The sequence below is a fragment of the Pseudomonas sp. B40(2017) genome, from assembly GCF_002112855.1.
GTDB classification, from domain to species: domain Bacteria; phylum Pseudomonadota; class Gammaproteobacteria; order Pseudomonadales; family Pseudomonadaceae; genus Aquipseudomonas; species Aquipseudomonas pharyngis.
This window is the reverse complement of record NZ_NEIT01000001.1, coordinates 803,588-809,670: the sequence shown is the minus strand read 5'-3', so window position 1 is coordinate 809,670 and position 6,083 is coordinate 803,588. Positions and strand designations below refer to the sequence as shown.

6 protein-coding genes are annotated in these 6,083 nt (G+C 44.2%); 5 read left to right on the top strand and 1 reads right to left on the bottom strand.

Features of this window, described 5'->3' with window-relative positions:
- Positions 1–155: 155 nt before the first annotated feature.
- The 5 genes from CAF76_RS03615 to CAF76_RS28335 all read left to right on the top strand — a co-directional run bounded on the left by CAF76_RS03615 (position 156) and on the right by CAF76_RS28335 (position 5,005).
- Positions 156–776, top strand: coding sequence for a hypothetical protein (locus tag CAF76_RS03615; RefSeq protein WP_085646847.1), 621 nt, complete (start codon positions 156–158; stop codon positions 774–776).
- 89 nt (positions 777–865) lie between these two features.
- Complete coding sequence (locus CAF76_RS28350) at positions 866–1,501, top strand: hypothetical protein (RefSeq protein WP_143491807.1); 636 nt, start codon at positions 866–868, stop codon at positions 1,499–1,501.
- Positions 1,502–1,600: 99 nt separating this feature from the next.
- On the top strand, positions 1,601–2,926 hold the full coding sequence (locus tag CAF76_RS28345; protein WP_143491806.1) for a PIN domain-containing protein: 1,326 nt from the start codon (positions 1,601–1,603) through the stop codon (positions 2,924–2,926).
- 165 nt (positions 2,927–3,091) lie between these two features.
- Positions 3,092–4,072: a putative phage abortive infection protein gene (locus CAF76_RS28340; protein ID WP_143491805.1), complete on the top strand. Its 981-nt coding sequence runs from the start codon at positions 3,092–3,094 to the stop codon at positions 4,070–4,072.
- 72 nt (positions 4,073–4,144) lie between these two features.
- Positions 4,145–5,005 carry a hypothetical protein gene (locus CAF76_RS28335; protein ID WP_143491804.1) on the top strand — a complete coding sequence of 287 codons (861 nt, stop codon included), beginning with the start codon at positions 4,145–4,147 and terminating at the stop codon, positions 5,003–5,005.
- A 244-nt stretch (positions 5,006–5,249) separates the two neighbouring features.
- Here CAF76_RS28335 and CAF76_RS03605 read toward each other — a convergent pair whose 3' ends face one another.
- Positions 5,250–5,612, bottom strand: coding sequence for a DUF6124 family protein (locus CAF76_RS03605; protein ID WP_085646845.1), 363 nt, complete (start codon positions 5,610–5,612; stop codon positions 5,250–5,252).
- Positions 5,613–6,083 lie beyond the last annotated feature (471 nt).

The following is a 6,083-nucleotide window of genomic DNA, read 5'->3' as shown; positions in this document are numbered from 1 at the left end:
GTGCGGTTGGGGGTGGAGAGGTTGGGGGAGGGGGTGGAGATGCCTAGGTTGGTTAGGCCGTGATCAGTGAGGTCTGCACAAAAAAAATAGTAGCCATTTAATGTCATACCGTTGAAAATCTCTTGACCGTCGTAACTCAATGGATGAAATACCTTATGGAAATAGGAACGATCGTAAAAATCATCATGGCTATTGGCGCGATGATCGGTGTAGCAAAAATCTTCTATGAACTTTCCTCCAGCAGTAAGTTGAAACTGAGGGAAGAGTATAAATTTGCGAAAGAATTTCTCGCCGATATAGATGAAGAAGTACCACCTCATCACCTTGCTGTTGAACGAGGCTACTACGCCTTGGCGGGAACCTCTTCTATTCAGGTTTCCGATATTAAGTACCTTATTTCACTCTCTAATCCTAACAAGTCTTTGAGCGATTACGCGCTTTCAAGGCGGTACGTAGAGTTAAATAAAAAGGTTCATAGGATTGAGTTTAGGTCAAAGTACCAAAATCGTTTTTCTAGAGTCTGGAGGAAATCATTTTATCTTCTTATTTACATCTTGGCATCCCTGTTGGCAATGTCCCCCCTTCTGCTTGCGGCACCCTTTAATCTTGGTCCGAAATTCATGCTGCTGGCGTTGGTTACAATCCCAGGCTGTGGTTTTTTTGCATTTGACGCGTTACGCAGTTGCATGAAAATCATGAGGGGTGAAGCTTTAGTCAAAGATCAGGAAAAACATGTGCCCCTTATCATCGTGAAGAACGATAAAAAGATAATATAAAACAAAAAAAGAGGCGATAAAGGTAGAGAGCTGCGTTTTCTGTCTCGTTCTGAAAAATAGCTTGCGATCATTTTCTATTGGGTTTTTCGATGACTCCAGAACACAAGTTTCACTCATATGTAACAGTCGCAACCGTGATTTTCATGTTTTATGTTATTGATTTAGTTGTTCCGCGCCTGACTTTTTCACCTGAGCTAAATCAATACATCAAACCGGTGGTGATCATTTTCTCCACTGTCGGGATTTACAGGGCCCTTGCGGCGCTAGTTGTTGGCTTAGCAAAGCGTTGGAACTGGGTAAAGCGCTGGTTGCTTGGCGCGCACTACCTTGGGGGCACTTGGGTCGGAAGCTTCAAGTCTGCTAGTGGAGAGACAATTCGTACGGTAGAACATTTCGAGCAGTCTCTTTCGACATTAAAAATCCGAGGGCAAGCTTTCAATGAATTTGGTGAATCATACGCATTATGGAACTCAGTCTCAGAGAATATAGACGCAGTTTCCGGACTCCTGACATACACTTACAACTGTGACAAAGATAGCGAAAAGTATTCGTTCCAGGGTATTGGCGTGTTTCATTTTCAGCGCGCCGATTCTACATGTGCCCCGACGAGTATTCGCGGATATTCCGCAGACTTGACCGACGGAAAGAGAACTGATAATGAGGAGCGGAAGTATTCAGACAGATTAATTGCCTTTAATGAAGTTTTGCGTGCCATAAAAATCTAGTCGGTGGTTGGGAAAATAAACTCAATAAGGGCGAGCGGATATTTCTTAAGTGCAAGGTTTTCCGATCAAATTGTTATAATTCTCAAGAGTGCAAGTTGAATGACGAATGGTACAAAACCAAAGGTGGCCGCTACAGAGAAAGGTCATATTTCGCCAACTATTTGGGCGCTTGAAGAAGCATTCCCAGACTTGACTCACTTGCTTCAATCGTCTGTACTTCATGCGCATGATAAAAATGAGTTGGTTGTACTAGACACCAATGCGCTGCTGCTGCCATTTGTAATGGGCGGTAGACAATTTGGAGCAATTAAATCGACGTTTGCTAAATTAGCTAAAGCAAAAAGGTTGTTTGTGCCTGGGCGAGTGCTTCGGGAGTATATATCAAATCGGGATCGCAAAATTTCAGATATTTTGAAAGATGTTGAAGCCAAAGCCAATGGTGTAAATAACGGGATGATTAATTTACCTGATTTTTTTGATGATCTCCAAGAGGCGGCCCCTGCTCTAAACGCAATAAAAAAAATTCGCCAAGCAAATAATGAATACTCAGAGTCATTGCGCAGTTTAGTAAAGACCATGAAGGCATGGCGCGGGAATGACCCTGTGAGTTCGGCCTATCGCGAAATTTTTGTGGGTGACGCCGTAGTTGATCCAGCTTTTGAACGAGGCGAGGTAGAGAGAAAATGGAAAGAGCGAGTAGCATCTAAAATTCCACCTGGATATAAGGATGCAGGCAAAGCAGATTCGGGTATTGGGGACTTTTTAATTTGGCTTAGCATTATTGAAATTGGCAAGAAAAAAAAGCAAAATCTCATATTTGTGACAGGTGAGGAAAAAGCTGACTGGCGTGTAAGGAGCAATAATAAGGGGATTTACCTCAGGCCTGAATTAATTGATGAATACCGCAGAGAGACTGATGGAAGAAGCCTCGAATTATTAAGTTTAGGTGAGCTGCTCAGCCGTGAAGGTGTAGAGAAGGACGTAGTAGCGGCAGTGAAGGATGCCGAATCCTCAGTTTCTACCAATGAGACGTTAAGACTGAACTATTACGAGAATATTGTTGAGTTTGACTATTCGACGTGTAATGGCGAACTGTCAATCAAGGTGGCAGATAAGGCAAGCTTTAAGTTGCAATTCAGCAAGGCAAGTGATGAAAGAATTTATGTGTATACAGTTCCTGGAACAAAAGTAGCTCGAGTGAAACATGTGTCTAGGGATGAGGTTTTAGTGTTTGACTCTTTTGACAGTAGTTCGCGAGTCTACGCTGTAGGGGTGGCAGAGGTTTTTCTAGTTAAAAATTTCGACGGAAGCATATTGGCTGCTAAAATAATAGAGATTAAAGATGACACTCGCGATTCTGATGAGGATGGTGTCACCTTTATTTATCGAACATTTGCTCCTGGAGTTACGGTGTACGCCCCGTAGGATTAAATAATCTTACTCTTGATAAGTGGTTGCTAAATAAGGCGGCCATGGGGGGGTAGGCAACTAACCGGTGTTGGTTAGAAAGGAGACTGGTTTATTTTCCGAGAATATTTTGGTCATGCTATAGAAAATAGTTAATAAGGCTTCGTTGGTTAAGGTGCAGAAATGAAAAAATTTAGTAATTTTTTTTACAAAGAAGATTTTGATAGTCCAAGCTCTCCACCAAATTTGCATATGCGAAATGTTGCTTTGGTTTGTTTTGGCGTGATACTGGTTTCTGTTCTTTCGTATGCTCTGGTTTTGATTTTAAAGACCTGGCCAATTGAAGAGTATTCAATAGCGAAGGCTGGAACTTTTGGAGATAGTTTTGGCGCGTTAAATAGCTTGTTCACGGGTCTTGGTTTCGCTGGACTACTTGTCACGATTTTCCTACAGCGCGAGGATATAAAGCTTACAAGAATGGAGCTTTCCGAAACTCGCACTGAAATAAAGCTTCAGAGCAGAACTTTTCAGCAGCAACAGTTTGAAGAGTCGTTTTATCGCCTTCTTACGCTTTATAAAGAAAATCTAAGTCATCTATCAATAAGATCGGAGGCGGCAGTAGGTGAACGAATTTATGGAATTGATGCGCTTAGTGTTCTTCAGCAGAAATTTGATGAGGCTTGTGCCGCGCACCGTATGTTGATTTTTCCCTTTAATCCTGAGGGGGATGATCAGGAAGATTACATATATTTACTCTATAAAATTAGTAGTGCAATTTTCTTTCGACAAACAAGATATACCGAGACGTTGAACACAATTTTATCTTTGGTTGAGGATGATTGCTTTTCGCCAGAAAGGCAGGAGCACTATCTTAATATATTGTCTTCTCAGTTTACTATCTATGAGGTGAAGTATCTGTTTTATCAAGCTTTTCTGAATCCGAACTACAAAAGATTGCGCTCTATTATTTCAAAGTCGCCGTCCTTCCGAGAACGCTTTTCTTCGTCAAGCATTCCTCCGAGCCATTTTAAGAGCTTTGAGCTTTTATGGGAGGTGCGTTTGGTCCAAAAAGAATTTAATTCTGATCGGCTTTTTTCAAGTGATCGTTTTAGAGCTGCGCGGAAGCGAGCTGCTCAACGTCGTCAAAAAAAAACGGGGCGTTGATGGGGTAAGGTTTGTATGAGTAAAGTGGAGTGGCGTATATAGTTATAATTCAATTTTGGGTGTGAGAAGGATATGGCTGCTAATCGTCCTACAAATGAACAAATAATCGCAGCGTTAAATAAGTCCGGATTTCTCTTTGAGCAAGAAGTTGCGACCGCTCTGGAAGAGGAGGGGTTTCATGTTGAAACATCTTGGCCCTATTTGGACCTGGATACGAAGAAATCTCGGGAGATCGACCTTCGTGCGGTGAAAACTTTTCTTCATGATGAGGAAAGGAAAATCCAAGTTTTTGCAGAGCTTCTAGTTGAATGTAAAGACTCCAGTTGTCCTTTTGTTTTTTTAGAACGCCCTAAGAATAAACGTGAATTGGTCACGCTTCGTCCCAAAGAGTACATTTTTCCTTGTAGGTTTTACCGAGAAAATATTGGTCCTAACTCCTTTAGAGAAGTGCCTGCGTTCAGTCATTTAGGGCTTGCTTCATCTCACTACTATTTTCAATCCCCGAACAAGGCTACCCAGTTCTCGAAAGTCGTAAGAAAAGGAAGCGACTGGGTTGCTAATCATGACGGAATTTATGACTCGATATTTCTTCCAATGGTTAAAGCTTTGGATATGCGTCTTAAATCCCTTGGTTTAAACAATTCGGGCGATTGGCGTGTTGTATGGTTGGTTTTTCCTGTGGTGGTGCTGCGCGATAACTTGATGTCACTTACTCTAGATGGTGAGGAGAAAACTTTAATGGAGCGAGGCAGGATTACATTTGTGCGTAATTTAGATTCGGATATTCTAAAAGGTGACTATCTTGTTGATTTTGTGACATCCCATTATTTACGAAGTTACCTTGAGTCCGATGTCGGGAGTTTTGCGACCGCCGTTGCGAATCTTAGTGTCTCATCTCCCGCTCTAATTAGAGGTGACAAAGTACTTAAGTAAACCCTCAGAAGGCGGTGCTTACCTTTAAGTAAATCGACCCCTTTGTATCAGTAGTAAACTGTCTGGCGGAGGAGCGAGAGATATTTATTACTGCAAGTGTTGGCTACGAATCGACAAACCTGAAAACCTAGGACGACATCGAAATCCTTTTAAAATAGAGCTCTTCATTTGGCCGAGGCTGTCAGTTACGACTGACAACCTCGGCCATTTTCTTTCCAGCTATTGATCTACAGCGCTCAGCCGCTTACGCCTTCACCTCAACATGATCCAACGCCTGATTCACCGCCAGCCCCGCAACCATAACCACCTGCGCAATTCCCAGCGCAGTCTTGCGGTGCGCAGGCTCCAGGATTGCGGCGAAGTTGCTGAGCATTTCGCTGGCGGAGCTGAGCGATTCGCAGGCGTTGGCCAACAGGGATTCGCTGTTGTAGGCGGGGTTGGCCAGGAACATGGGGTCGTGCGTGGTGTGGCTGCCCATGATGCGTTGTTGTGGGGTGAGGTAGTGGTCGAGGGCGCGTTCGGCGGCTTCGTTGAGGGTTCGGGAGTCGGGGAATTGGTAGGGTGAAACCGGATCGGTTTCTGGTGGGTTGGGTGTTGGCTTGATCATTGATGTAACTCCAGTACTGATTAAATTGGAGTCAACCACTCTCGCTACCAAACGAGGGGGTGGCGACCATACGCAGGTTGGTAGACCGGAGCACTGGAACCGGCGCTTCCGAAGAAGCCCTGAGCATGGCCACCATAAATCCAGTCGCATGAATGCAACTGCATAAGGTGACGCAATGCGTCAGCGCTGCGGGCTACCAAACCCGATCACTTGTTTTCAGTGACCATGGAACGATAAGACCCGCGTACTAGACGCACAAGCCGGCGGATTCTGGCTTAGTCGTAGGTAATGGCGCAAGGCGTTGTAGCCTTGGGGAAGTAACGGTGAGTGTCTTTTAAACGGGGTTTTTGGGCGCGTTAAACGGGTGGGTCAAGAGCGGCCCTCACCCCAGCCCTCTCCCGGAGGGAGAGGGGACTGACCGAGGTGTCTTGCGCTTTACATCGACCTGAGAGACCGAGTTGATTATGGATT

Bases quoted from the DNA above. Each gene is read 5' to 3' on its own strand.
- CAF76_RS03615 (WP_085646847.1), top strand. From the start codon at position 156: ATGGAAATAGGAACGATCGTAAAAATCATCATGGCTATTGGCGCGATG.
- CAF76_RS28350 (WP_143491807.1), top strand. From the start codon at position 866: ATGACTCCAGAACACAAGTTTCACTCATATGTAACAGTCGCAACCGTG.
- CAF76_RS28345 (WP_143491806.1), top strand. From the start codon at position 1,601: ATGACGAATGGTACAAAACCAAAGGTGGCCGCTACAGAGAAAGGTCAT.
- CAF76_RS28340 (WP_143491805.1), top strand. From the start codon at position 3,092: ATGAAAAAATTTAGTAATTTTTTTTACAAAGAAGATTTTGATAGTCCA.
- CAF76_RS28335 (WP_143491804.1), top strand. From the start codon at position 4,145: ATGGCTGCTAATCGTCCTACAAATGAACAAATAATCGCAGCGTTAAAT.
- CAF76_RS03605 (WP_085646845.1), bottom strand. From the start codon at position 5,612: ATGATCAAGCCAACACCCAACCCACCAGAAACCGATCCGGTTTCACCC.